The sequence below is a fragment of the Raoultella sp. T31 genome, assembly GCF_002806725.1.
In the GTDB taxonomy this organism is placed as follows: Bacteria; Pseudomonadota; Gammaproteobacteria; order Enterobacterales; family Enterobacteriaceae; genus Klebsiella; species Klebsiella electrica.
On record NZ_PIBO01000012.1, the window covers coordinates 37,633 to 63,390 of the forward strand.

Consider the following 25,758-nt stretch of genomic DNA (forward strand, 5'->3'; position numbering starts at 1 on the left):
TATTGATGGAAAATCGCGCAAGGGCACCCCCGCTGCTGAAATTGTCAGCAATCAAACACATTACGGTGATTCTGTCTTTGACAAGGCCATGCGCCGCCGTTAATATGCGCCCCGTTCACACGATTCCTCTGTAGTTCAGTCGGTAGAACGGCGGACTGTTAATCCGTATGTCACTGGTTCGAGTCCAGTCAGAGGAGCCATATTTAAGAAGCCCGCTTAAGGAAACTTAAGCGGGCTTTTTGCTTTTCAGCCCGGAGGGCATCTCTGTACGATTTTGATTCGTCAGGTCAGTGTGGCAATTATTCCCGGTATATTTTTATTTTAGCTCCAGCATCGGGAAAAACGGGTAGTCAAATCCTGAACCAGGCGAGTTCGCTCCTCCCTGAGCCTCTTACCGACGCGAACATCCCTACTCTGCGGATTAAGGTCCTTAAAGTCCCCGATTCCCACGATCTGGATGTGGCTCACTCCGACATGACAAGATAGGGAGCAATGCTCGCTAATTTCTCCCGGGTTTCCGTCAGTTCGCGTTCCGGTGTAGATTGCGCGATGATTCCCGCCCCCGCCTGTATCCAGCAGCGCTGGCTATCCTGAAATACGGAACGCAGAACTAGCGCCGCATCGAAGCGCGTATCGTCCAGCAGCAGGATTGCGCCGGAATAGAGCTCTCGCGGCGTCTTCTCAATTTGCATAATCGCGTTCAGAGCAGCATTTTTAGGGATACCTGAGGCGGTAATCGACGGAAATAGCACGGTAAACGCATCCCAGGCATCCTTGTTTTCTGCAAGCTGACCGCTCACGCCAGACCCCAGATGCTGAACGCTGCCGCGCTGGCGAACCGACATTAAATCTTCAACCACCACGCTGCCCGGCTGGCAAACGACCTCCAGTTCTGCAATCGCTTCTTTGACAGAAAGTATGTGCTCAAGCACCTCTTTACTGTCGTGGAGCAACTCGACCTCTTTGGCCTTATTGTGTTCCGGGCTTCCCATACGATCGCGGGTGCCCGCAAGCGGTTCAGTGACCACTTTATTGCCCATCACTGACATCACCAGTTCCGGGCTAAAGCCCAGCGCCTCGCGCCCTTCCTGACGGAACATAAACGAACGCGTGGGCGTGTTTGCCTGCCGCCCGTATAACAGCGTGGCGGACATATCAATCCGTGATGGCAGGGGAATGGCGCGCGAGACAATCACTTTGACATACTCGCCACGGCGTATCTCCGCAACGGCGCGGGCAACTTGTTGTTTATACGCCTCACCATTGAGGGCGGTATCCACCGCCAGTGGTGCGTTCTGCGTCGTTGTACCAGCCTCTTTCACCCACTCGCACAGACGTCGGCACCCGTCAGCGGAGTCCGCATAAACGGTGACATTTCCCTTTTCAAAAATAAGTTCTTCACGGGGAACGGTTAACGTCAGCAGCGGCCACTCGCCGGCGTCGAAGGCAATCCCCCGCACATACGCCGCAAAGTTGAACCCAACCTGCCCATATACCCGACGCCCTTGCACCTGCGGATGCGCCATAAAACGACGCGCGCAGTCGACAATGGAGTCCACCGCCCATTTTTGCTCCCCGGCATCATCAATGAATGTCGCCTGCGTTCCGTCGGCATTAATGTGCAACCGTGCCAGGCATCCTTTACCTAAATACCAACAGGGTTGACGCTCGTAGACATAGCACTCTTCTTCTGCGAACTGGCGTAAGACGCCAGAAATCGTCGGCAGCCATTGTTCCTCTGGTAGCGCCAGGTGTAAAAATTCACTGATTTTCATCCCTTACCTCTCTGTGTTATTCCCGGTTCAATCAATTGCGCTGATCATCAGTTTGCTTGCCGAATGCAGCCGGATATGGGCAACCCACGCCGCCAGTAACGTGAATATCCCGGCAAACAGGAAGCAGGCCGCATAGCCAAAATGTTGGGCCACAATGCCGCCGACAACGCCAGCCAGAATGGCGATTGCCGCGTCAGTACATTGAAAGAGGGTGAAGTCGACGCCGGCCTGTAAGGGTGATGAAAGCGACATCAGCGTGGCATAAAGACAGACCAGCGCGCAGGCCAGCGAAATGGACTGGACAATGACCAGACACTGGAGGATCGGCAGCAGCAGATGACCCGGCGCCATCATCAGCGTCATCACCACCGCCAGCAGCGCGATCCCCTGGACGCCATAAGCCGTCAACAGCGCTCTGCCGGGTGAGGTATATTTCATCAGCAATCCGCCGGCCAGCGTTCCTGCTATGCCCGCTGCAATATTGCCGCCGCTGAACAGCGCGCCCAACGCGGACATGCTCAACCCATGATCCAACAACAGCGGCGCCAGAAGAGGCAACACAAACCGCATGCCTGAATTCAGCATCAATACCAGCAGTAAGCCCAGACGCGCCTGTCTTCGCCTTAGCGCATAACCTAACGCCGGAACATGCGGGACAGTCACCGTTCGCGTCGGCTCCGTAATGCGCCACAGCGGGAGTGACAACACCATAATCAGCAGCGCCATGATCAGCATGGCGACAGGCCAGCCGGATGCCGCCGACAGCATCAGGAACACCCCGCCACCGCACATCATCCCCAGATAGCTACCGCCAACCTGCACGCTGTTTCCCCAGCCGTAACCCGCGCGAGTCAGTTGATCGACGCAAAAGCCGTCGCTGGCGATATCAATGGTGGAGGCGACCGTACCTGCCACCATAAACAGAACAAATAACGCCACGATTTGCGTATCAGGAAATCCCCCTTCTCGCCCAAACCAGCCAATTGCGGCGGCAAGCGTCAGGATCGCCGCCAGCGCGACCTGACCACGCAGGATTAACAGGCGGGAACGGCGCTGCGGGCTATCGGGCGGAAGCCGCCAGCGTTCGATCCACGGCGCCCAAATAAACTTCAGCGCCCAGGGCAGCATGAACAGCGTTGTCGCACCGGCCAGCGCCAGCGATCCGCCAGCAACGCGGACCAGCGCGGGTAAGGACTGCATAGACAACGCCGATACCAGGCTTTGCGTCACATAGATGCCAGCAATCGCAAAAATCACCCGTCCGGTCGTCAACGGTTTCACCTGCGGCTGAACATCACTCATGCTCCGACTCCTCCATCGCGCAAACCCCTTCGTCGCGCCACGCGCGCGCGGCCATTTGCGCTTGCCACAGCGCCTGATAACGTCCATGACGGGAGAGCAATTGCGCGTGAGTGCCCTGTTCAACCACGTGCCCCTCTTCCATCACCAGGATGTTTCCCGCTCCGGCGATGGTGGATAAACGGTGGGCGATAATAATCACCGTCCGGTTGTGAACCAGGTTATCGATAGCTTTCTGTACCGCCAGTTCGCTTTCAATATCCAGCGCGGCGGTCGGTTCATCAAGAATGACGACCGGCGCATTTTTCAATAACGCTCGGGCAATGGAAATCCGCTGGCGCTCGCCGCCCGATAACTGCCCCCCCATCTCACCCATTGGCGTCAACCAACCTTGCGGAAGACGGGAAATAAACTCAAGGCACTGCGCCGCGCGAGCGGCTTCCTCCACCTCCTGCTGCGTCGCCTGTGGGCGCGCGATACGGATATTCGCCAGCAGCGTGTCATCAAACAGCCAGACATCCTGGAAAACAACAGAAATCAGGCTATTGAGCTGTTCTGGCCTCAGGCGGCGAATATCGACGCCGCCAATAGAAATCTGCCCTTGCTGCGGATCGGCATAGCGCATTAACAGTTTAGTGACCGTGGTTTTGCCTGCGCCGGAGGCACCCACCAGCGCGCTCATACTGGCTGCCGGGAACGTCAAAGAAACATTATTAAGCGCGTGACCGTCGCCTTCTTCGTAGCGATAGCTGACATGATCAAAACGGATATCGTAACGTTCCGGCAGCTCGCTTTGTTCTGTGACGGGAAGCGGCGCAATCGCCATAAACTGCTCAATCCGCTGGAGGGCGCTGGCGATCAGTTCCACGACCGAGGTGTAGCTGATAAACATCGCCATCGGTTCTGCGAAGCGCATAATCATCGCGACGGCGGCAATCAGGAAGGCGAGGTTCAGGGTCCCCGTCACCACCCAGACGATCCCGGATAACACCACCACCTGCAGACCCAGCTCGACGACGCTGGCGATCAACATCGTCGCGCCAGCGCTCTGACGGTGAGTGCGGGTCTGTACGTTTTCCAGCGCATCGAAATGCGCCAGCAGCGCCCGGCTTTTATCGGCATCGCTACCGCAGGTACGCAATACCATCATCCCCTGAGCAAATTCAACGATATCACCGCTCAGTTGCTGATGCGCTTTCCCCAGCATCTGCATCTGTCGCCGCATCGCCGGACGGCGCCAGTAATAAAACGGCACCAGCAGAGGGAAGACCAATAGCATCACCAGCCCCAGCCGCCAGTCTATCCACAAAGTCGCCAGCGACGCCGTCAATGGCGTAACAAGGGTGAGTAACAAAATATTGGCTATCGCAATAACATAATTAAGGTTTTCATCCACGCTGCCCAGCAGCAAAGCGTTCATTTCCCCTGCCCGTCCGCGCTGGAGTTTCTCCAGCGGCACGCGGCGTAATTGCTCGCCCAGGCGCAGACGTAACTCATGGGTAGCCTGCGCCAGATGGCCGCGGTATTCAAAGCCCAGGCCATACCAACGTAGCGCCAGCGTCACAATCGCGGCAACGCTGAAGGCCACTGCCCAGTTGAGAAGTGACGGTACATCCCCCCGTAACAGCGCATCAATGATCGGATAAAGACAGGCAAAGGCGATCCCCTGCATGAATGCCGCCAGCAATAGCGCCAGCATACTGCGCCGCAGCATCCCGGCCTGGCTGCCAACGCTGGAGATAAGCTGACGCCAGATGACGCGCCAGGCCAGGTTATCCGCAGGATTATTGTCTTTCATTTTCCACTCCCTCTTCCTGTACGCCACCCGGTACCCAACGCTGCGCCTGCTGATAGTGGTGCCAGAGCCGTTGATACAAGCCGCCCTGTTCCAGGAGTTGCGCATGGTTGCCCATTTCCCTGAGCCGCCCGTCGGAAAACAGCAATATCACATCAGCCTGAGTCACCATTGAGAGGCGATGCGCGACCATGATGACCGTCCGGCCGCGCATCGCCGCCGCCAGCGCCTTGATAAGCGCGGCTTCGTTTTCCGGGTCAGCAAACGCCGTCGCCTCATCGAGCACCAGGATGGGGCGGTCCTGCAAAAGCGCCCGGGCGATGGTGATGCGCTGTCGCTGACCGCCGGAGAGAAATACCCCGCGCTCCCCGACTCGCGTGTTGTACCCCTCTGGCAGTGCGCTAATAAATTCATGGGCCTGCGCCACCCTGGCCGCCGCGACCACCGCCTCCAGCGGCGTATCCGGCGCGCCCAGACGAATGTTATTGGCGATTGTGTCGGCAAAAAGGAAGTTGTCCTGAAACACAAAAGAGAGTTGCTTCATCAGGGTGTTCGTCTGCATATCGCGAAGATCCACGCCGCCAATACGGATATGGCCTTTGTCGGGATCGGCGTAACGCAGCAGCAAGCGTGCCACGGTGCTTTTCCCGGCGCCGCTTGGCCCGACCAGCGCCACAATTTGCCCGGCAGGTACATGAAAGCTCACCTCCTGCAACGCGGCATCAGCCCGCGCTTGCGGATAATGGAAGCTCACCTGCTCAAAGGTAATACTCGCCTCTTTCGGCTGTTGGTCAGATAGCGGCAGCGATAACTCCGGCATTGCGAGAACCTGATAAATACGCTGAATGCTTAAACGCGTTTGCGCGACCAGGTTATTGAGCATCATCATTGGCATCACGGCTTCGGCCATTCCGCTGCCGAGCAGTAAAACGGCCACCCACGCGATAAAGTCGAAACCGCCATAGTGCAACAGGCCGTATCCCGACCAGATCAGGACAAATAAGGTCGGGAGAGGATTCAGAATCGAGAATGAAAAACGTGCTGAAAAACCGGCTTTGCGATACCAGGTTTGGAGCACGCCAACCCACTCTTCAAGGGCATGTTGGTAGCGCAAAAAACTGCTGCTGCCGCTGTCAAACGTTCTCACTACGGGCATGGCCTGCACGAACTCAATAACCGCCGCGCTGACTTGCTCGCGCGCCTGATGATAACGCTGGGCCAAATCTTCCGAACGCTGGCGGGCGAGCACGAGAACAACCGAGCCAAACGCCAGTACCCCCAGCGTCGCGATAGCCAGCCGCCAGTCCAGCCAGAACAAGATAACGATAGTCGCCAGCGGCATGATGACCGCGCGGGCGTAGAGCGGCGTGCTGTCAGCCACAAAAATATGTAACGACTTCACATCATCCAGCATCACTTTCGCCACTGATCCGCTGCTCATTTGCTGTAACGCGCCAGGCGAAAGCTGCAATGCTTTACGGGCTAACCTGCTGCGCAGAATGTTCTCCAGATGAAAAGCCGCGTAATGAGAGATATTGAATGCCTGCAGGCGCAGGACAAAAGTCAATACCACGCAGCCAATCAGGCCACTCAGCGGCCAGACAGGAATCGCGTCAGGCGTCGCGCGGATGTCGCGCAGACTCCACGCCAGAAAAAGGAGCGCTCCCAGGCTGGTTAATGCCGCCAGCCCCGCCAGCGCCATCGCTAAAATAACCTTCCGGCGAACCGGTGTAATCACCTGCCAGAGCGGAAATCGGGATAGCGATTCAGTATTTGATGATTGAGATGACATGGGAATGGCTGAATTTCCTGATGAATTTTTACGCACACCAAAAACGACAATTCACAGTGGCGTTCTGATAATTAATGTGAATAATAACCATTATCAATTACTCATCTACCCCATTCGGTTCTATTTTTACCCTAAATAGTTCGAGTTGCAGGAAGGCGGCAAGCGAGGGAATCCCAGAAATTTATAGAAATCATTGACGGGGGGGCGGGACAAATCTGTCTGGAACAGAGTTGAATGCCGTGTCGCGGCGGCCCGTCAGGGTGAGGCTCATGAATGAGCCGAGTAACCCAATCAACGCACATGCAGCTTGAAGTATGACGGGTATATACCCGCATTGGACTAAGCCACAGGGAGATAACCAGGTCATGACGGAGTCACCACAAACGCAATCTGAAATCTCTATTCATCAGTTGGTAGTCGGGAAACCCGTAAAGGATGGCAATATTCCTGCCCAGTGTGAATTGCTACGCTGTTCGTTGCAGGAAGGGATGGATATTTTGCTCTGGAGGGGGAATTTTGCGCGGCCTGAGACGTTGCAGCTACATGACGATCTGGGCAGGATTAACTTCTCGTGCATTCTGGAAGGCACATCTCACTTTGCTATCCAGGGTCTCAGACGCCATACCGACTGGGAGCTTGCGCGTAATCGCCATTACATTACCCATACGCCCGGCTGCCGCGGTAGCGCCTCCTATTGTGGCCGCTTCGAGAGCATTACGCTCTCCTTCAGCCCTGAAACCCTCGCGCTGTGGGTGCCGGATATTAGCGCGGTCATTAAGAAGAAGATCGACTCCCACTGCTGCTGTCAGCAGCAGCGTTGTAATGCTGAAACCCACTTAACGGCTCAAGCCTTGCGTCACGCGCTGATGCGGATGCACAGCGGCTTCAGTCATGAACAAAAGCCGTCGACGCTTTGGCTACAGGGACAAAGTCTGGTGATGCTCAGTCTGGTGCTGGATGAACATCGCGAAGACACCGGTTGCCTTTCCTGCCACTTCAACCCAATGGAACGCCAGAAACTGCTGCGGGCGAAGGATCTGCTGCTGGCAGACCTGACGCAAGCACCGGGTGTCGCAGAGCTGGCCAGAGAGTCCGGTCTGAGCGTGCTCAAAATTAAGCGGGGGTTCCGCGTTCTGTTCAACAACAGCGTCTATGGTCTGTTTCAGGCAGAACGCATGCAGGAAGCCAGAAGACGCCTGGCCAATGGCAATACCTCGGTCATGACCGTGGCAGCCGATCTGGGCTATGCCAACGCCAGCCATTTCTCTGCCGCCTTCCAGAAACAGTTTGGTGTTACCCCTTCGACCTTTAAACGCGTGATGTAATCGGGGTTGTCTCCTCATCAATTCCTCCCTGACAGAGGCCCGGATATCCCATCCGGACCTCTGCGCTTTCTGCCTGCCGCCAACCCGAAACGGGCATAAATAAACCCGTTTCGGGTAGCACTCAATTGTTAATAATTATTATTCTCATGTAGACAATGCTTTTTGGTAAGACGTGCCATCAGGAGGAAGAATGATTTCTGGCGCACCCTCTCAGGATTCGCTGTTACCGGGCAACCGCCACACGGCTGATTACCAACAATTACGCGAGCGGCTCATGCAGGAGCTGAATTTAACGCCGCAGCAGTTACATGAAGAGAGCAATCTGATCCAGGCAGGCCTGGATTCAATCAGGTTGATGAGGTGGTTACACTGGTTCCGTAAAAAAGGCTATCGCCTTACCCTTCGCGAACTGTATGCCGCCCCCACGCTGGCCGCATGGCGCCAGTTAATGCGCAGCCGTAGTGTTGAAAAACCGGACGACGAAACACCGCCGGACGAAACCGCCTGGCCGAAGATGGCTGAAAGTACCCCCTTCCCTCTGACGCCGGTACAGCACGCCTACCTGACGGGCCGTATGCCGGGACAGACGCTTGGCGGCGTCGGGTGCCACCTGTATCAGGAGTTTGCAGGCCATTGTCTGACGGCGTCGCAGCTGGAGCAGGCCATCACGACCTTGCTGCAACGCCACCCGATGCTGCATATCGCCTTTCGCTCCGACGGGCAGCAGGTCTGGTTGCCGCAACCTTACTGGAACGGCGTCACCCTTCATGATTTACGCCATAATGATGCTGAAAGCCGCGAGGCCTATCTGCAAGCGCTACGCCAGCGCCTGAGCCACCGTCTTTTACGCGTGGAGATCGGCGAAACGTTTGATTTTCAGCTAACGCTCTTACCGGACAATCGCCACCGCCTCCATGTCAATATTGACCTGTTGATTATGGATGCCTCCAGCTTTACGCTTTTCTTCGATGAACTCAATGCACTGCTGGCCGGAGAATCGCTATCGGCTATCGACACCGGCTATGATTTCCGCTCGTATTTACTGCACCAGCAGAAGAGCAATCAACCGCTGAGTGACGAAGCGCGCGCCTACTGGCTGGCGAAAGCACCGACGCTTCCTCCCGCGCCTGTCTTGCCGCTGGCCTGCGAGCCCGCCACGCTACGTGAAGTCCGTAATACCCGGCGCCGCATGATTGTCCCGGCAAAACGTTGGCACGTCTTTAGCCAACGGGCTGGCGAATATGGCGTCACGCCGACAATGGCACTGGCGACCTGTTTTTCCGCCATTCTGGCTCGCTGGGGCGGCCTGACGCGTCTGCTGCTTAACATCACCTTATTCGACCGCCAGCCGCTGCACCCGGCGGTTGACGCAATGCTTGCCGACTTCACCAATATTCTTTTGCTGGATACCGCCTGCGACGGCGATACCGTCAGCAACCTGGCGCGGAAAAACCAGCTGACGTTTACTGAAGACTGGGAGCATCGCCACTGGTCCGGCGTCGAACTGCTCCGTGAACTCAAACGCCAGCAGCGCTACCCCCACGGCGCCCCGGTGGTATTTACCAGCAATCTGGGGCGTTCCCTCTACAGCAGTCGCGCAGAGTCACCGTTGGGCGAGCCTGAATGGGGCATCTCGCAAACGCCGCAGGTCTGGATAGATCATCTGGCGTTCGAGCATCAAGGCGAGGTCTGGCTGCAATGGGACAGCAACGACGCGCTGTTCCCTCCGGCCTTAGTCGAGACGTTGTTCGACGCCTACTGCCAGCTGATTAACCAGCTCTGCGATGACGAAACCGCCTGGCAAAAGCCGTTCGCCGATATGATGCCCGCCAGCCAGCGCGCGATACGCGAACGGGCCAACTCCACCGACGGCCCCATTCCCAAAGGCTTGCTGCATGAAGGCATTTTCCGTATCGCTCTGCAACAGCCGCAGGCGCTGGCGGTGACGGACATGCGTTATCAGTGGAGTTATCGTGAGCTGACAGACTACGCCCACCGTTGCGCGGGCAGGTTAATTGAGTGCGGGGTTCAGCCCGGCGACAATGTGGCTATCACGATGTCGAAAGGCGCGGGACAACTTGTTGCCGTTCTGGCCGTCCTGCTGGCCGGTGCGGTTTACGTTCCGGTTTCGCTGGACCAGCCCGCCGCCCGGCGCGAGAAAATCTACGCTGACGCCAGCGTCCGGCTGGTGCTCATTTGCCAGCACGACGCCGGCGTCTGGTCAGACGCGATACCCGTCCTTGCCTGGCAGCAGGCCATTGAGGCGAAGCCGATCGCCAACCCGGTGGCACGCGCCTCCACGCAACCGGCCTACATTATCTACACCTCCGGTTCTACCGGCACGCCGAAAGGCGTAGTCATTTCGCACCGGGGAGCGCTCAACACCTGTTGCGACATCAATACCCGCTATCAGGTTGGCCCCGGAGACAGGATGCTGGCGCTGTCCGCCCTGCATTTTGACTTATCGGTTTACGACATTTTTGGCGTGCTGAGCGCCGGTGGCGCGCTGGTTATGGTGATGGAAAATCAACGGCGCGATCCTCACGCATGGTGTGAGCTAATCCAACGCCATCATGTCACGCTCTGGAACAGCGTCCCGGCGCTGTTCGATATGCTGCTGACCTGGTGTGAAGGTTTCTCCGACGCCACGCCGGAAAATCTGCGCGCGGTGATGCTTTCCGGCGACTGGATCGGTCTTGCGCTCCCCGCCCGTTATCGGGCCTTCCGGCCGCAAGGACAATTTATCGCCATGGGCGGCGCCACCGAGGCGTCGATCTGGTCTAACGTCTGCGAGGTTAAGCAGGTCCCTGACCACTGGCGTGCCATCCCTTACGGTTTTCCTCTAACCAACCAACGCTACCGGGTGGTGGATGAACAGAACCGGGACTGCCCTGACTGGGTGTCAGGTGAATTATGGATTGGCGGCATCGGGGTCGCGGAAGGCTATTTCAACGATCCCCTGCGCAGCGAGCAGCAATTTTTGACGCTCTCCGGCGAGCGCTGGTATCGCACCGGCGATCTCGGCTGCTACTGGCCAGACGGCACAGTAGAGTTCCTCGGTCGTCGTGACAAGCAGGTCAAAGTCGGAGGATATCGCATCGAGCTGGGCGAAATAGAAAACGCGCTCAGCCAGCTGACGGGCGTGAAACAATCAACCGTGGTGGCGGTTGGCGAAAAAGAAAAGACGCTGGTGGCATATGTTGTTCCTCAAGACGAGGATTTTTGCGTTACCCATCATCGAGACCCGGCACTACCGCAGGCATGGCACGCGCTTGCGGGCGCATTGCCCTGCTGCACGCTCTCGCCAGAGATATCCGCCGAACAGGTCGCCGATTTCCTTCAGCATCGGCTGTTAAAACTGAAACCGGGTCAAACCCCTGGCGCCGATCCACTCTCCCTGATGAACGCACTCGCTATCCAGCCACGCTGGCAGGCCGTGGTGGAGCGCTGGTTAGCATTTCTCGTTACGCAACAGCGCCTGAAGCCCGTAGCTGAAGGGTATCAAGTCTGCGCTCATGAAGAACGCGAGGATGAACACCCGCATTTCAGCGGGCATGATGTCACCTTAGCGCAAATTCTTCGCGGCGCCCGCGACGAACTGTCATTACTGAACGATGCCCGGTGGTCGCCGGAAAATCTGGCCTTCGACCATCCGGCCAGCGCCCGGTATATTCAGGAACTGGCGACAATTTGCCAACGGCTTGCGCCACGTTTACAGCGCCCGGTACGCCTGCTTGAGGTGGGAACCCGCACTGGCCGCGCCGCAGAATCGCTGTTAACACAGCTTAATGCTGAACAGATTGAGTATGTCGGGCTTGAGCATAGCCAGGAGATGCTGCTGAACGCCCGGCAGAGGCTTTCTCCCTGGTCCGATGCCCGGCTGCTCCCCTGGAATACAGACACGCTGGCGGCGCACGCCCACTCGGCGGACATTATCTGGCTTAACAACGCTCTGCATCGTCTGTTGCCAGAAGACCCCGCTCTCCTGGCAACATTACAACAGCTTGCCGCCCCCGGCGCACTGCTCTACGTGATGGAGTTTCGTCAGTTAACGCCGTCTGCCCTGCTCAGCACGCTCCTGTTAACCGATGGGCAGCCGGAGGCTTTGCTGCATAACAGCGCCGACTGGGCGGCATTATTTACCGCCGCCGCTTTCAACTGCCAGCATGGCGATGAGGTCGCGGGGTTGCAACGCTTCCTCGTGCAATGTCCTGATAGCCAGGTGCGTCGCGATCCTCGTAAACTTCAGGCCGCCCTCGCCGAACGCTTGCCGGGGTGGATGGTGCCGCAACGAATTGTCTTCCTCGATGCCCTACCGCTGACGGCTAACGGGAAAATTGACTATCAGGCGCTGAAGCAGCGTCATACCCCGGAAGCGGAAAACCGGGCCGAGGCGGATTTACCTCGGGGCGACATTGAAAAACAGGTTGCCACCCTCTGGCAACAACTCTTATCGACTGGCCCCGTCACCAGAGAGACCGACTTCTTCCAACAAGGCGGCGATAGTTTGCTGGCTACCCGTCTGACCGGGCAACTCCGTCAGGCAGGTTACGAAGCGCAATTAAGCGACCTGTTTAATCAGCCCCGACTGGCAGATTTTGCCGCCACGCTGCGTAAAATCGACGTTCCTGTCGAACAACAATTTGTCCGCTCCCCTGAAGAACGCTACCAGCCCTTTGCGCTTACCGACGTGCAGCAGGCTTACCTGGTGGGGCGTCAGCCGGGCTTTGCCCTGGGCGGCGTCGGCTCTCACTTCTTTGTTGAATTTGAAATTGCCGAACTGGACATCACCCGGCTGGAGGCGGTCTGGAACCGATTAATCGCCCGCCACGATATGCTGCGCGCCGTTGTGCGTGATGGTCAACAGCAGGTTCTCGCACAGACGCCCCCTTGGGTAATACCCACGCACACCTTCCATACGCCTGAAGAGGCGTTGCGGGTACGGGAAAAACTGGCGCATCAGGTACTCAATCCCGAAGTCTGGCCGGTATTCGATCTCCAGGCCGGATTTGTGGACGGGATGCCCGCCCGCCTGTGGCTATGTCTGGATAACCTGCTGCTGGACGGGCTGAGCATGCAGATCCTGTTGGCGGAGCTGGAACACGGCTATCGCTACCCGCAACAGTTGCTTCCGCCGCTGCCCGTCACTTTCAGGGATTATCTGCAACAACCCTCGCTACAGTCGCCCAATCCAGATTCTCTGGCCTGGTGGCAGGCGCGGCTTGATGATATTCCTCCGGCGCCTGCGTTGCCGCTGCGCTGCTTGCCTCAGGAGGTTGAGGCGCCGCGCTTCACTCGCCTGAACGGTGCCATGGACAGTGCGCGCTGGCGTCGTCTGAAAAAACGGACGGCTGACGCACACCTCACCCCATCGGCCGTGCTGTTGTCCGTATGGTCAACGGTTCTCTCTGCATGGAGTGCGCAGCCTGACTTCACGCTTAACCTTACGCTTTTCGACAGACGACCACTGCACCCGCAAATCAACCAGATCCTCGGCGATTTCACCTCGCTGATGCTGCTGAGCTGGCATCCCGGCGAGAGCTGGTTGCACAGCGCGCAGTTACTGCAGCAGCAACTGAGCCAAAACCTCAGCCACCGCGATGTGTCGGCAATCCGCGTAATGCGTCAACTGGCGCAGCGGCAAAACGTGCCCGCCGTTTCGATGCCCGTCGTCTTTACCAGCGCGCTGGGCTTTGAACAGGATAACTTCCTTGCCCGGCGCAATCTGCTCAAGCCAGTCTGGGGTATTTCCCAGACGCCGCAGGTCTGGCTCGATCACCAGGTTTATGAGTCCGAAGGCGAACTGCGCTTCAACTGGGATTTTGTCGCTGCCCTGTTTCCTTCGGGCCAGGTGGAACGCCAGTTTGAACAGTATTGCGCATTGCTCAACCGGATGGCCGAGGATGAAAGCGCCTGGCAACGGCCGCTTGCCGCGCTGGTGCCCCCCGCTGAGCACGCGGGGCAACGCGCAGAGCGCCCACAGCGCGTATGCCCTGAGCACGCTCAGCCACACGGTGCGGCGGACGAGCGCACGGTCAGCCTGATTTGCGACGCCTTCCGCGAAGTGGTTGGCGTGCCTGTCACACCAGTTGAAAACTTCTTTGAGGCGGGCGCAACGTCGCTGAATCTGGTGCAACTGCACGTTTTATTACAGCGTCACGAATTTTCCACCCTGACGTTGCTGGATCTCTTCACCCACCCTTCTCCTGCCGCCCTGGCTGATTATCTGACCGGCATCGCCTCGGTGGAGAAAACCCAACGCCCTCGCCCTGTTCGCCGTCGTCAGCGACGGATATAGCGCGAAGCAAACTGATTTTCCCCGGAACGCTATCGTGCATGCATGGCGTTCCATTGACTTTGTGAATCTTAGGAAACGGGACCGATTATGGATAACTTGCGCTTCTCTTCTGCGCCGACAGCAGATTCCATTGATGCATCGATCGCTCAACACTTCCCGGACTGCGAACCTGTCGCGGTTATCGGCTATGCCTGCCATTTTCCTGAATCGCCGGATGGCGAAACGTTCTGGAAAAACCTGCTGGAAGGTCGTGAATGCAGCCGACGCTTTGCGCGCGAAGAGCTTCTGGCCGTCGGTCTGGAAGCCGCCACCGTTGACGATCCTCATTACGTCAATATCGGTACGGTTTTAGAAAATGCCGATTGCTTCGACGCCACTCTGTTTGGCTATTCACGACAGGAAGCGGAATCGATGGACCCGCAGCAGCGCCTGTTTTTACAGGCGGTCTGGCATGCGCTGGAGCATGCCGGTTATGCCCCCGGCGCCGTCCCGCATAAGACCGGTGTTTTCGCCTCTTCCCGGATGAGTACCTATCCCGGTCGTGAGGCGCTGAACGTGACTGAAGTCGCGCAGGTAAAGGGCCTGCAATCTCTGATGGGCAATGACAAGGACTATATTGCCACCCGCGCCGCCTACAAACTCAATTTGCACGGTCCGGCACTCTCAGTACAGACCGCCTGCTCCAGTTCGCTGGTTGCCGTGCATCTGGCTTGCGAAAGCCTGCGCGCAGGTGAATCCGATATGGCGGTTGCCGGCGGCGTGGCGCTCTCTTTTCCCCAGCAGGCGGGCTACCGCTACCAGCCCGGGATGATTTTTTCTCCCGATGGTCACTGTCGTCCTTTTGACGCCTCAGCGGAAGGTACATGGGCCGGTAACGGTCTGGGTTGCGTGGTTTTGCGTCGCCTGAGAGATGCGCTGCTGTCAGGCGATCCGATTATCTCGGTGATCCTCTCCAGCGCGGTTAACAACGACGGCAACAGAAAGGTCGGTTATACCGCCCCTTCCGTCGCAGGACAGCAGGCGGTCATCGAAGAGGCGTTAATGCTGGCGGCCATCGACGACAGGCAGATCGGTTACATTGAAACGCACGGCACCGGCACACCGCTGGGCGACGCGATTGAAATTGAAGCGCTACGCAACGTCTACGCGCCACGTCCGCAAGAGCAACGCTGTGCGCTGGGTTCCGTGAAAAGTAACATGGGCCACCTGGATACCGCAGCGGGTATTGCCGGATTGCTGAAAACCGTTCTGGCGGTAAGCCGCGGCCAAATTCCGCCAATGCTGCATTTTCACGCGCCCAACCCGGCGCTTAAGCTTGAAGAGAGCCCCTTTACCATACCGGTGTCGGCGCAGGCGTGGCAGGACGAAATACGCTATGCGGGCGTCTCCTCCTTTGGTATTGGTGGCACCAACTGCCATATGATCGTCGCCTCGCTGCCCGATGCGCTCAAAACGCGCCTCCCCAATGCCGATGGCGACAGAAAGAGCACCGCGCTACTACTCAGCGCCGCCAGCGACAGCGCGCTGCGGCAACTGGCGACCAATTATGCCAGGGCGCTGGCGCAAAATGCAGATGCCAACAATCTGGCCTTTACGGCCATGCACGCGCGCCGTCTCGATCTTCCCTTCCGCCTGGCGGTGCCATTAAACCGTGAAACCGCCGCTGCGCTCAGTGCCTGGGCTACTGATAAATCGGGGCCGCCTGTTTACAGCGGCCACGGCGCCAGCGGTAAGCAGACATGGCTGTTTACCGGGCAGGGTTCGCACTGGCGCACGATGGGTCAGGCAATGTACCGACATTCGACGGCGTTTGCCGACACGCTGGATCGCTGTTTTTCCGCCTGTAGCGAAATGCTCACGCCATCACTGCGGGAAGCGATGTTTAACCCCGACTCGACGCAGCTGGACAATATGGCCTGGGCCCAGCCGGCGATTGTCGCGTTTGAAATCGCAATGGCGGCGCACTGGCGCGCTGAAGGGCTAAAACCAGACTTCGCTATGGGTCATTCCGTCGGTGAATTTGCCGCTGCCGTCGTCTGCGGACACTATACGATTGAACAGGTCATGCCACTGGTTTGTCGCCGCGGCGCGCTCATGCAGCAGTGCGCGAGCGGCGCCATGGTGGCGGTATTTGCAAACGAAGACACGCTAATGCCGCTGGCACGCCGCTTTGAGCTGGATCTCGCCGCCAACAATGGCACGCAACATACGGTATTTTCCGGGCCGGAAGCCCGTCTCGCGGAATTTTGCGCCGCACTTTCTCAGCATGACATCAACTATCGTCGTCTGAGCGTAACCGGCGCCGCGCACTCCGCTTTACTGGAACCCATACTCGACCGCTTTCAGGAAGCCTGCGCGGGGCTGCTCGCTGAGCCGGGACAAATACCGCTTATCTCCACGCTCATCGCCGACGTCATCGATGAGTCAACGCTCAATCAGGCGGACTACTGGCGTCGACACATGCGCCAGCCGGTACGTTTTATCCAGAGTATTCAGGTGGCGCATGAACTCGGCGCCCGCATTTTTCTTGAGACAGGGCCTGATGCCCAGCTGGTTGCTTGCGGGCAGCGCGAATATCGCGATAACGCATACTGGATAGCCAGCGCCCGACGTAGCAAAGAGGCGAGCGATGTCCTCAATCAGGCCCTGCTCCAGCTTTACGCGGCCGGCGTCGCCTTACCGTGGGCCGACCTGCTGGCGGGCGATGGACAACGTATCGCTGCCCCCTGCTATCCGTTTGATACCGAGCGTTACTGGAAAGATCGTGCCTCCCCGGGCTGCGAGCCTGCCGACGCAGCGCTGTCCGCCGGGCTGGCGGTGGCGAGTCGCGCCGCGACAGCGCTCGATCTCCCCCGTCTGGAAGCGCTTAAACAGTGCGCCACGCGACTGCACGCCATCTACGTCGATCGGCTGGTTCAACGCTGTACCGGCGATGCCATTGAGCACGGCGTGGACGCCATGACCATTATACGCCGTGGACGTCTGCTGCCCCGCTACCAGCAGCTACTCCAGCGCCTGCTCAATAACTGCGTGGTCGACGGCGATTACCGCTGCGTCGACGGACGTTACACCCGCGCCCGTCCCATAGAGCATCAACAGCGGGAATCACTGCTGACGGAACTTGCCAGTTATTGTGAAGGTTTTCAGGCCATTCCCGATACCATCGCCCGTGCCGGCGATCGGTTATATGAAATGATGAGCGGCGCGGAAGAACCGGTGGCGATTATCTTCCCGCAAAGCGCCTCCGACGGCGTGGAGGTGTTGTACCAGGAGTTCAGCTTTGGCCGCTATTTCAACCAAATCGCCGCTGGGGTATTACGCGGTATCCTCCAGACGCGTCAGCCCCGCCAGCCATTGCGCATTCTTGAAGTCGGCGGCGGAACTGGCGGGACCACCGCATGGCTACTGCCGGAACTCAGAGGCGTTCCAGCGCTGGAGTACCATTTCACCGATATCTCCGCGCTGTTCACCCGCCGCGCGCAGCAGAAATTCGCCGACTATGACTTTGTGCATTACAACGAGCTGGATCTCGAAAAAGAGGCCCAATCTCAGGGTTTCCAGGCGCAGTCTTACGATCTTATCGTGGCGGCGAACGTGATTCATGCCACGCGCCATATTGGCCACACGCTCGACAATCTGCGCCCCCTGCTCAAACCGGGCGGACGCCTGCTGATGCGCGAAATCACCCAGCCAATGCGTCTGTTTGATTTCGTTTTCGGTCCGCTGGTCCTCCCGCTACAGGATATCGGCGCCCGCGAAGGTGAGTTATTCCTCACCACCGATCGGTGGCAACAACAGTGTCGCCGGGCCGGATTCAGCAAAGTGGCGTGGCTACCGCAGGATGGCAGCCCAACCGCCGGGATGAGCGAACATATCATTCTTGCCACGCTGCCGGGTCAGGCGGTTTGTGCAACCTCAGGCAGCGCGCCATCAGACCCGGTGTTGGGACAGGCGTTGACGGATAGCGCTGACTACCTCGCCGACTGGTCTGATTGTGCTGGTCAGCCTGAGCGGTTTAACGCCCGCTGGCAGGAGGCCTGGCGCCGGCTCTCACAGCGTCATGGCGATGATTTTCCCGGGGAACCGCCCCTCGTCACCGCCCCGGAATGGCTGGGGGACGTTCGTTTAAGCTGGCAAAACAACGCGTTTTCCCGCGGTCAGATGCGCGTTGAAGCCCGTCGTCCTGATGGCGAGTGGCTGCCGCTTTCACCCGCCGCGCCTCTTCCTGCCCCGCAAACGCATTATCAATGGCGCTGGACGCCCTGCAACGTCGCCAGCGTTGACCATCCTCTTACCTTCAGCTTCAGCGCCAATACGCTTGCGCGCGGCGACAAGCTGGCGCAATACGGCATCATCCACGATCCGCAAGCCTCTTTGCTCCTGATGGTTGTTGAGGAGAGCGAGGATACTCTGGCCTTAGCGGAGAAAGTGATGGAGGCACTTACCGCCAGCACAGCCGGTTTGATTGTGGTCACTCACCGCGCGTGGCGAGTCGAGGAAAATGAGGCGCTTTCTGCCTCCCATCATGCTCTATGGGCCTTGCTTCGTGTCGCGGCCAACGAACAGCCAGAACGGTTGATTGCCGCCATCGATCTCGCCGAAAACACCCCGGGAGAAACGCTGCATCGAGGGTTGAGCGCCGTCTCCCTCTCTCAGCGCTGGCTCGCCGCGCGGGGTAATACCCTCTGGCTCCCTTCACTGGCGCCCAATACGGGATGCGCCGCCGAATTACCGGCAAACGTGTTTGCTGGCGATAACCGCTGGCATCTGGTCACGGGAGCGTTTGGCGGATTAGGCCGTCTTGCCGTGAACTGGCTCAGAGAAAAAGGGGCGCGACACATCGCCCTGCTGGCGCCGCGCGTGGATGAATCATGGCTACGCGACATTGAGGGTGAGCAGACCCGCGTCTGCCGTTGTGATGTGGGCGATGCCGGACAACTGGCCACGGTTCTTGACGAACTGGCGGCCAACGGCGGCATTGCCGGGGCGATTCATGCCGCTGGCGTATTGGCTGATGCCCCCTTGCAGGAGCTTGATCACCCCCCGCTGGCCGCCGTTTTCGCGGTAAAAGCGCAGGCGGCAACCCAGCTATTGCAAACCCTGCGCAACCACGGCGGACGTTATCTTATTCTCTACTCCTCCGCTGCCGCCACCCTCGGCGCCTCGGGTCAAGGCGCCCATGCGCTGGCCTGCGGTTATCTCGACGGGCTGGCCCAACAGTTTTCCACCCTTGATGCGCCGAAAACGCTCTCTGTCGCCTGGGGCGCATGGGGGGAAAGCGGTCGGGCGGCCACGCCGGAAATGTTGGCGGCGCTCGCCAGCCGTGGCATGGGTGCGTTAAGCGATGCTGAAGGCTGCTGGCACCTGGAACAGGCGGTGATGCGCGGTACTCCGTGGCGGCTGGCGATGCGCGTTTTCATCGACAAAATGCCCCCGTTACAACAGGCTCTGTTTAACGTCGGTGCTACGGGAAAAACCGCGACGCCCGTCATCCCTCCTGCTGATGACAACGCCTTTAACGGCAGCCTGAGCGATGAAACGGCGGTGATGGCATGGCTGAAAAAGCGGATTGCGGTTCAGCTACGACTAAACGATCCGGCGTCATTGCTCCCTAACCAGGATCTGTTGCAACTGGGCATGGACTCGCTGCTCTTCCTTGAACTCAGTAGCGATATTCAGCACTACCTGGGCGTACGCATCAATGCGGAACGGGCATGGCAGGATCTGTCGCCTCATGGCCTCGCGCAGCTTATCTGCGGTAAGCCCGAGGCGACGCCTGGCGCTTCGCTGCCGGAAGTATTGCGGCACGATGCCAGTGAGCGTTATATGCCCTTCCCGCTGACACCCATTCAGCACGCCTACTGGCTGGGGCGCACACATCTCATTGGCTATGGTGGCGTTGCCTGCCACGTCCTGTTTGAGTGGGACAAACGCCACGATGAGTTCGATCTCACCGTGCTGGAGAAAGCCTGGAACCAACTCATTGCCCGTCACGATATGTTGCGCATGGTGGTGGATGCCGACGGGCAGCAGCGAATCCTGGCGACAACGCCGGAATATCGCATCGCCCGTGATGATCTGCGCACGCTTTCCCCGACAGAACAGCGCATAGCGCTGGAAAAACGGCGGCATGAACTGAGCTATCGCGTTTTGCCTGCCGACCAGTGGCCTCTCTTTGAGCTGGCGGTCAGCGAAATCGACGATTGCCACTACCGCCTGCACATGAACCTCGACCTTTTGCAGTTCGATGTGCAGAGTTTTAAAGTCATGATGGACGACCTGGCGCAGGCCTGGCGCGGCGAAACGCTGGCGCCGCTCGCTATTACCTTCCGTGATTATGTGATGGCTGAACAGGCGCGTCGACAGACCCCGGCATGGCACGATGCCTGGGACTACTGGCAGGAAAAACTGCCGCAATTGCCCTTAGCGCCCGAGCTCCCGGTGGTTGAAACAGCCCCGGAAACGCCACGCTTCACCACCTTCAAATCGACGATCGGCAAGAAAGAATGGCAGGCAGTAAAACAGCGCTGGCAGCAGCAAGGCGTCACGCCGTCTGCCGCGCTGCTCACGCTGTTTGCCACCACCCTTGAACGCTGGAGTCGCACCCCGGCCTTTACGCTAAACCTGACCTTCTTCAATCGCCAGCCGATCCATCCGCAAATCAACCAGTTGATTGGTGATTTTACCTCCGTCACGCTGGTCGATTTCAACTTCTCAATACCGGTGACGCTGCAGGAGCAAATGCAACAGACCCAACGGCGCCTCTGGCAAAACATGGAACACAGTGAAATGAACGGTGTTGAGGTGATCCGTGAGCTGGGTCGCCTGCGCGGGTCACAACGTCAACCGCTGATGCCGGTAGTGTTTACCAGTATGCTGGGGATGACGCTGGAAGGGATGACTATCGATCGGGCAATGAGCCATCTGTTTGGCGAACCCTGCTATGTGTTCACCCAAACGCCGCAGGTCTGGCTGGATCATCAGGTCATGGAGAGCGACGACGAGTTGATGTTTAGCTGGTACTGCATGGACAACGTACTGGAGCCAGGCGCTGCTGAAGCGATGTTCAATGACTACTGCGCCATTCTGCAGGCCGTCATGACCAGCCCTGAAAGCCTGAAGACTAGCACCAGTGGCATCGCCGGGCATATTCCCCGCCGACGCTGGCCGCTGAGCGCGCAGGCCGACTACGATCTGCGGGATATTGAGCAGGCGACGCTCGAATATCCGCACATCCAACAGGCCAGGGCGGAAATAAGCGATACAGGCGCGTTAACGCTGGATATTGTGATGGCCGACAATCCGCCGCGCTTAACCGCCGTTTCTGACGGGCACGATCTCGCCCGGCTGGCGCTGCCGTTGCCTGAGCAGGCGCAACTTGATGAGCTGGAGGCGACCTGGCGCTGGCTGGAAGCGCGTGCGCTGCAGGGTATTGCGGCCACGCTAAATCGCCACGGCTTGTTCACCACGCCGGAGATCGCCCATCGCTTTACCGGGATAGCAGAGGCGCTGTCCGCGCAAGCGTCTCACCAGCGCCTGCTGCGCCAGTGGCTACAGTGTCTGACGGAAAGAGAATGGTTAATCCGCGAAGGTGAAAGCTGGCGCTGCCATATTCCGCTCAGCGAGATTCCTGAGCCTCAGCAGGCATGCCCGCAAAGCCAATGGAGCCAGGCGCTGGCGCAGTATCTGGACACCTGCATCGCCCGGCACGACGATCTCTTCTCCGGGCGCTGTTCTCCGCTGGAATTGCTGTTCAACGAGTCGCTGCGCGTCACTGACGCACTGTATCGGGACAACCCTGCCAGCGCCTGTCTGAATCGCTACACCGCGCAGATTGCCGCCTTGTGCGGCGCAGAACGGATTCTGGAGGTTGGCGCCGGAACCGCGGCCACTGCCGCACCGGTGCTGGAAGCCACGCGGAACACGCGGCAGTCGTACCACTTTACTGACGTCTCTGCGCAATTCCTCAACGATGCCAGAGGCCGTTTCCACGATCAATCACGCGTCACTTACGCATTGTTCGATATCAACCAGCCGCTGAATTTCAGCGCCCACCCGGAGGCGGGTTACGACCTGATCATTGCCGTCAATGTGCTCCACGACGCCAGCCATGTCGTCCAGACGTTGCGCCGATTAAAACTGTTGCTGAAAGCCGGCGGACGCTTACTGATCGTTGAGGCGACGGAGCGAAACAGTGTATTCCAGCTGGCGAGCGTGGGCTTTATTGAGGGATTAAGCGAATACCGCGATTTCCGCCGCCGGGATGAGAAGCCGATGCTCACCCTTGCGGCGTGGCAGGAGGTTCTTGTTCAGGCCGGGTTTGCCAACGAGCTGGCGTGGCCCGCGCAGGAGTCGTCACCGCTGCGCCAGCATCTGCTGGTGGCCCGTTCACCCGGTGTAAATCGCCCGGACAAAGAAGCCGTGCGCCGCGATTTACAGCAGCGTTTTGGCAGCGGTCTGCCCGTTTTACAGATCCGGCAAAGAGAAACGCTGTTTGCGCCGCTGCATGCTCCATCTGATGCGCTGGTTGAACCTGCTGAACCCATGCCAGCTGCCGGGGGGAACCCGGCGCTGGAAAAACAGGTGGCTGAACTCTGGCAATCGCTGCTGTCTCGCCCTGTGGCAAGACATCACGACTTTTTCGAGTCGGGAGGCGACAGTCTGATGGCGACAAGGATGGTGGCGCAGTTGAACCAAAGAGGGATTGCGAGGGCCAACCTTCAGGATCTGTTCAGCCATTCGACGCTGAGCGACTTCTGCGCCCATCTACAGGCGGCTACGTCAGGAGAGGACAACCCGATCCCCATTTGCCAGGGCGATGGCGACGAAACCCTGTTTGTCTTTCACGCTTCGGACGGCGATATCAGCGCCTGGCTGCCGCTCGCCAGCGCGCTGAATATGCGCGTTTTCGGCCTGCAAGCAAAATCGCCGCAGCGTTTTGCCACGCTCGACCAGATGATCGATGAGTATGTCGGGTGCATCCGTCGCCAGCAGACTCACGGCCCTTACGTGCTGGCGGGTTGGTCGTACGGCGCTTTTCTTGCGGCGGGCGCCGCACAGCGCCTGTACGCCAGGGGCGAGCCGGTTCGGATCGCGTTAATCGATCCCGTGTGTCGACAGGATTTCTGTTGCCAAAACCGGACAGCCCTGCTGCGCCTGTTAGCTGCAGGACAAACGCCTCTGGCGCTGGCGGAACATTTCGACCAACAGGCGCCCGACAGCCAGCTGGCCGACTTTATCAGCCTCGCTAAGACGGCCGGTATGGTGTCGCCAAACCTGACGCAGCAAGCGGCAGAAGCGTGGCTCGACAACATCGCGCATCTGCTGCGTTTGCTGGTTGAGCATACGCCAGGCGAAAGCGTTCCGATCCCCTGTCTCATGGTCTATGCCGCCGGGAGACCCGCGCGCTGGACGCCGGCAGAAACCGAATGGCAGAGCTGGATAAACAACGCTGACGACTATGTGATTGAAGCCAGCCACTGGCAAATCATGCTGGAGCCTCCCCACGTTCAGGCTTGTGCGCAACACATTACGCGCTGGCTTGGCGCCACCTCAACGCAACCGGAGAACACGTTATGATGCCGTCTGCCTCCCCAAAACAACGCGTACTGATTGTGGGCGCCAAATTTGGCGAAATGTACCTGAATGCCTTTATGCAGCCCCCGGAGGGGCTGGAACTGGTTGGCCTGCTGGCGCAGGGAAGCGCCCGCTCAAGAGAGCTGGCCCATGCGTTTGGCATTCCGCTGTATACCTCGCCGGAACAGATAACCGAGATGCCGGATATTGCCTGTATTGTCGTGCGTTCGACCGTCGCCGGTGGCACCGGTACGCAGCTTGCCAGACACTTTCTGACGCGCGGTGTGCACGTTATTCAGGAGCATCCCCTCCATCCGGATGACATCAGTTCATTACAAACGCTGGCGCAGGAACAGAGCTGCTGCTATTGGGTCAACACGTTTTATCCGCATACGCCTGCAGGACGCACATGGCTTCGCGATGCGCAGCAGCTGCGGCGCTGCCTGGCGAAGGCGCCGCCGGTAGTCCACGCCACCACCAGCCGACAGTTGCTCTACTCGACCCTGGATTTGTTGCTGCTGGCGCTGGGCGTGGATGCCGCCACCGTAGAGTGCGACGTGGTCGGCAGCTTTAATGATTTTCACTGCCTGAAACTCTGCTGGCCGGAAGGAGAAGCCTGCCTGCTGCTTCAGCGCTATCTCGACCCTGAGGATCCGGATATGCATAGTCTTATTATGCACCGTCTGCTGCTGGGCTGGCCGGAAGGCCACCTTTCGCTGGAGGCGAGCTACGGCCCCGTCATCTGGTCATCCAGCCTGTTTGTCGCAGACCATCAGGAGAACGCCCGCAGCCTCTATCGCAGGCCGGAGATCCTGCGCGACCCACCCGGTCTGACGCGCAGCGTAGCCCCTCTGAACTGGCGTGACTGTTGCGAAAGCGCCGGGCCGGAGGGCGTCAGTTGGCTGCTGCAACAGCTGTGCGGCCATCTGGCGGGCGAACATCCGCCAGCGGCCTGCCACAGTGCTCATCAGATAGCGCTATCCCGTTTATGGCAGCAGATATTACGTAAGGCTGGCAGCGCGGAGATCAGACGCCTTACGCCGCCGCACCACGACCGCTTAGTCGGTTTCTACACCGATGATAAGGAGGCGCTGTGATGCAATCTACAATGTGTATCCCGCTGTGGCCCGCCCGGAGCGCCAATACTGCGCATCTGGTCATGTGCCCTTTCGCTGGTGGCAGCAGTAGCGCGTTTCGCCACTGGCGAGATGCTCAAATGGCGAACTGCGCGCTTTCCCTGGTGATCTGGCCGGGGCGCGATCGCCTTCGCCATCTGGCGCTGGTCAGAAGCATTATGCAACTGGCGGAGCTGCTGGCCAACGAACTGGAAGAGACGCTATCGCCTGATACACCGCTTTTACTCGCCGGGCACAGCATGGGCGCTCAGGTGGCGTTTGAAACCTGCCGACTTCTGGAACAGCGGGGGCATGCGCCGCAAGGACTGATTATTTCCGGGTGCCATGCCCCGCATCTGCGTTCTGAACGCCAGCTCAGCCACCGCGATGATGCTGACTTTATCGCTGAGCTGATAGACATTGGCGGATGTTCTCCTGAACTGCAGAAAAACCAGGAATTAATGTCGCTGTTTCTTCCTCTTCTGCGCGCTGATTTTTACGCCACCGAGAGCTATCACTACGACTCGCCCGATGTCTGTCCCACCCTGCACACGCCCACACTGTTATTGTGCGGCAGCCACGATCGCGAAGCCTCCTGGCAACAGGTCGATGCCTGGCATCAGTGGCTGCGCCACGTTACAGGCCCGGTCGTGATTGACGGTGACCATTTCTATCCCCTTCAACAATCCCGATCTTTTTTTACGCAGATTGTCCGCCATTTTCCCCACGCATTTTCTGCAATGACCGCTTTGCAAAAACGGCCCAGCATTTTAGAAAGGTGAT

Annotated in this window: 9 protein-coding genes and 1 tRNA gene; 6 read left to right on the plus strand and 4 right to left on the minus strand. The window is 58.7% G+C overall.

Annotated features, from left to right (window positions below; translation table 11 throughout):
* Positions 1 to 124 precede the first annotated feature (124 nt).
* A tRNA-Asn gene (locus tag CWM52_RS10900) sits at positions 125 to 200 on the plus strand.
* 264 nt (positions 201 to 464) lie between these two features.
* Here CWM52_RS10900 and ybtS read toward each other — a convergent pair.
* From ybtS to ybtP, 4 genes are read right to left on the minus strand one after another with little or no spacing between them, the layout of a single operon-like run.
* On the minus strand, positions 465 to 1,775 hold the full coding sequence (gene ybtS, locus CWM52_RS10905) for a yersiniabactin biosynthesis salicylate synthase Irp9/YbtS (protein WP_100684127.1): 1,311 nt from the start codon (positions 1,773 to 1,775) through the stop codon (positions 465 to 467).
* A gap of 27 nt (positions 1,776 to 1,802) precedes the next feature.
* A complete protein-coding gene (gene ybtX, locus CWM52_RS10910) occupies positions 1,803 to 3,077 on the minus strand; it encodes a yersiniabactin-associated zinc MFS transporter YbtX (RefSeq protein WP_100684128.1) in 1,275 nt (424 codons plus the stop codon).
* The gene (gene ybtQ, locus CWM52_RS10915; RefSeq protein ID WP_100684129.1) at positions 3,070 to 4,872 is read right to left on the minus strand and encodes a yersiniabactin ABC transporter ATP-binding/permease protein YbtQ; all 1,803 of its coding nucleotides are present in this window, start codon (positions 4,870 to 4,872) and stop codon (positions 3,070 to 3,072) included. Before ybtQ ends, ybtX begins: the two co-directional genes overlap by 8 nt.
* Positions 4,859 to 6,571, minus strand: coding sequence for a yersiniabactin ABC transporter ATP-binding/permease protein YbtP (gene ybtP, locus CWM52_RS10920; protein ID WP_165785379.1), 1,713 nt, complete (start codon positions 6,569 to 6,571; stop codon positions 4,859 to 4,861). Before ybtP ends, ybtQ begins: the two co-directional genes overlap by 14 nt.
* 455 nt (positions 6,572 to 7,026) lie before the next feature.
* Here ybtP and ybtA point away from each other — a divergent pair, with 455 nt between their 5' ends.
* The 5 genes from ybtA (at position 7,027) to ybtT (ending at position 25,757) form a co-directional block, all read left to right on the plus strand.
* Positions 7,027 to 7,986, plus strand: a complete 960-nt coding sequence (ybtA, locus tag CWM52_RS10930; RefSeq protein ID WP_100684131.1) for a yersiniabactin transcriptional regulator YbtA — start codon at positions 7,027 to 7,029, stop codon at positions 7,984 to 7,986.
* 190 nt (positions 7,987 to 8,176) lie between these two features.
* Complete coding sequence (gene irp2, locus CWM52_RS10935; RefSeq protein WP_100684132.1) at positions 8,177 to 14,284, plus strand: yersiniabactin non-ribosomal peptide synthetase HMWP2; 6,108 nt, start codon at positions 8,177 to 8,179, stop codon at positions 14,282 to 14,284.
* An 87-nt stretch (positions 14,285 to 14,371) separates the two neighbouring features.
* Positions 14,372 to 23,863 (plus strand): yersiniabactin polyketide synthase HMWP1, encoded by a 9,492-nt coding sequence (irp1, locus tag CWM52_RS10940; protein WP_100684133.1) that lies wholly within the window; start codon positions 14,372 to 14,374, stop codon positions 23,861 to 23,863.
* Positions 23,860 to 24,957, plus strand: a complete 1,098-nt coding sequence (gene ybtU, locus CWM52_RS10945; protein WP_100684134.1) for a yersiniabactin biosynthesis oxidoreductase YbtU — start codon at positions 23,860 to 23,862, stop codon at positions 24,955 to 24,957. Before irp1 ends, ybtU begins: the two co-directional genes overlap by 4 nt.
* Positions 24,954 to 25,757 (plus strand): yersiniabactin biosynthesis thioesterase YbtT, encoded by an 804-nt coding sequence (gene ybtT, locus CWM52_RS10950; RefSeq protein WP_100684135.1) that lies wholly within the window; start codon positions 24,954 to 24,956, stop codon positions 25,755 to 25,757. Before ybtU ends, ybtT begins: the two co-directional genes overlap by 4 nt.
* Position 25,758: the final 1 nt, after the last annotated feature.

Coding starts and splice junctions, on each gene's coding strand:
- ybtS (WP_100684127.1), bottom strand. CDS start 1,775: ATGAAAATCAGTGAATTTTTACACCTGGCGCTACCAGAGGAACAATGG.
- ybtX (WP_100684128.1), bottom strand. CDS start 3,077: ATGAGTGATGTTCAGCCGCAGGTGAAACCGTTGACGACCGGACGGGTG.
- ybtQ (WP_100684129.1), bottom strand. CDS start 4,872: ATGAAAGACAATAATCCTGCGGATAACCTGGCCTGGCGCGTCATCTGG.
- ybtP (WP_165785379.1), bottom strand. CDS start 6,571: ATGGCGCTGGCGGGGCTGGCGGCATTAACCAGCCTGGGAGCGCTCCTT.
- ybtA (WP_100684131.1), top strand. CDS start 7,027: ATGACGGAGTCACCACAAACGCAATCTGAAATCTCTATTCATCAGTTG.
- irp2 (WP_100684132.1), top strand. CDS start 8,177: ATGATTTCTGGCGCACCCTCTCAGGATTCGCTGTTACCGGGCAACCGC.
- irp1 (WP_100684133.1), top strand. CDS start 14,372: ATGGATAACTTGCGCTTCTCTTCTGCGCCGACAGCAGATTCCATTGAT.
- ybtU (WP_100684134.1), top strand. CDS start 23,860: ATGATGCCGTCTGCCTCCCCAAAACAACGCGTACTGATTGTGGGCGCC.